General features: G+C 70.8%; 1 protein-coding gene and 1 pseudogene. Both read right to left on the bottom strand.

Annotated elements, in window-relative coordinates:
- Nucleotides 1–137 precede the first annotated feature (137 nt).
- Nucleotides 138–1,880, bottom strand: coding sequence for an FAD-binding protein (locus tag VGV13_03800; protein HEV8640201.1), 1,743 nt, complete (start codon nucleotides 1,878–1,880; stop codon nucleotides 138–140).
- Nucleotides 1,877–2,179 (bottom strand): annotated as a pseudogene (locus VGV13_03795) (TlpA disulfide reductase family protein). Before VGV13_03795 ends, VGV13_03800 begins: the two are co-directional and overlap by 4 nt.
- Between the last annotated feature and the right edge of the window lie 181 nt (nucleotides 2,180–2,360).

The raw sequence follows: 2,360 nt of genomic DNA, 5'->3' as shown, positions 1-2,360 counted from the left end.
CCACGAACGACGTACACGGTGCCTTCCTAGTGCCGTTCCAACTTGTTGATACTAAATCTGTCCACGAACGACGTACACGGTGCCTTCCTAGGCGCGAATAGTTGGAACGGCACTAGGCGCGAATAGTTGGAACGGCACTAGTCGCCGATCTCGACCGTGACCGGATCCGGGGCCGGCGCCGGGCGCGCCCGCGTGAAAGTGACCGGCTCCCGGCTCACGCCGACCGTGTCCCCCGCGCGGCGCACCCGCACGAAGTACGGCGCGCCCGTGGCGGCCTCGGGAAAGTCCCGGCGGTAATGGGCGCCCCGGCTCTCCTGCCGCTCGAGCGCGCTGGTGATGATAAGCCTGGCCGCGGTCGCCTGGTTGCGGAGATTCAACCAGTCCTGCCAGGCGAGGTTCAGCGCGGGGCCGCCCGGCACGCCGACGCTCTCCAGGCCGGCCGCGATCCGCTCCACCTCGCTCAGCGCTGCTCCGAGACCTGCCGCCTCTCGCACCAATCCGGCCTTGTCCCACATCACCGATCTCAGATCACGCTGGAGTTGGTAGAGCTCGGGGCCGGTCGCGCGCCCGAGCGGAGCGGCGAGCGCGCGCGCGATTTGCCCGAGGCGCGTCGTCGCCGGCGCGGGGGCCGGACGGTCGGCCACGAACGCGGCCATGGCGTCTCCGGCGATGCCCCCGAAGACGGTGGAGTCGGCGACGCCATTGCCGCCCAGACGGTTGGCCCCGTGCACGCCGCCGGCATCCTCGCCGGCGGCGAAGAGCCCTTCGATGGCGGTGCGGCAGCCGGGGTCGATGACGACGCCGCCCATCAGGAAGTGGGCCGTGGGCCCGACCTCCACGGGCTCGCGGGCCAGATCGCGGCCGAAGTCGCGGCAGCGCTTGACCATCCCCCGGAAGTTGCGCTCGACCACCCCGGCCCCGAGGTGAGAAACGTCGATCCAGACGCCGCCGTTCGGCGTGCCCCGTCCCGCCTCGACCTCGAGGAACGAGGCACGCGCCACCAGATCGCGTGTGGAGCGCTCCATGCGCGCGGGATCGTAGCGCGCCATGAACCGCTCCCCCGCGCCGTTGCGGAGATGGCCGCCGGCGCCGCGCAGCCCTTCCTCGAGGAGGGCCCCCGTCATGAGCGAGCCGGGCACGACGAGTCCGGTGGGATGGAACTGGATCATCTCCATGTCGCGGAGCGGGAGGCCCGCCTGATAGGCGAGCGCGATACCGTCGGCGGACTTGTCGGCCGAGCAGGCGGTCACCTTGTACATCGTGGGGCCGCCGCCCATCGCCAGCAGCGTCGCCCGCGCGCGGAGCGCGAGGAGCCGCCCGCTGCGAATGTCGAGCACGAGCGCGCCGGCGCAGCGGCCCTCGTCGTCGAGAGCCAGCTCCACCGCGCGGCAGTCCTCGAACACCCGCACGTTGACGCGTTCCAGGACCTGCTCCATCAAGCGACTCATGATCTCGATGCCGGTGAGGTCACCTTTGTGGATGGTGCGGTCGTGCGTCTGACCGGCGAACGGCTTCTGGTGGATGCGCCCCTCGGGGGTGCGGTCGAAGAGGCAGCCGTAGCGCGACTCCAGCTCGAGCACCCGCCGGGGCGCCTCGGTGACGAGCGTCCACACCAGCTCCTGGTCGTTGATCCATCCGCCGCCCTTGAGCGTGTCGAGCAGATGCGCGTCCAGCGAATCGGGCTCGGTGAGCACCGCGTTGTAGCCGCCCTGCACCATGCGCGTGCAGCCCGCGCGGCCCAGCAGCCCCTTGACGACGACGCCGATCTGCAGCGTGGCGGAGGCGTCGGCGCAATGCAGCGCGGCGCAGAGGCCCGCGCCGCCCCCGCCCAGCACGAGGACATCGAGGTCGATGATGTCGGGGTCGGGGAGCCCGATCACGAACCCGTGAGGGCCCGGAGCAGGGCGCGGCCCGTGCTGGAGGTCCACGCCTTGGTGCCGAGGGCCTTGCCGAGCAGCGTGCCGTCCCGACCGACGATGAACACGGTGGGCGTCACGGTGACCCCGTACTGCCGGGTCACGCTGCCGTCGGAATCGAGCAGGACGGTGAAGGACGTGTTGTGGGTCTTCACCCAGGCGGCAACCTTGTCACGCGGCTCCTGGATGTCGATGGCGACCACGGCCAGCCCCTTATCCTTGAACTCCCGGTGCACGCGCTCGATCGTCGAGGGCAACTCCCTCGTGCAGTACGGTCACCAGGTCGCCCAGAAGTAGAGCAGCGCCGGACGTCCCCGGAGATCGCCCAGCGCGAGCTGGCCGCCCTCGAGCCGCTCGAGCCTGAACGGCGGCGGCGTCTTCCCCTCGAGCGGAACGATCTGGAGGTCCCAGAGGAGGTCGACGACGTCACCGGCGCCCGTCGCG

The sequence above is a fragment of the Candidatus Methylomirabilota bacterium genome, from assembly GCA_036001065.1.
Classification (GTDB): Bacteria; Methylomirabilota; Methylomirabilia; order Rokubacteriales; family CSP1-6; genus MNEF01.
The sequence above is the reverse complement of the archived record's forward strand: the minus strand, read 5'-3'. Positions and strand labels throughout refer to the sequence as shown.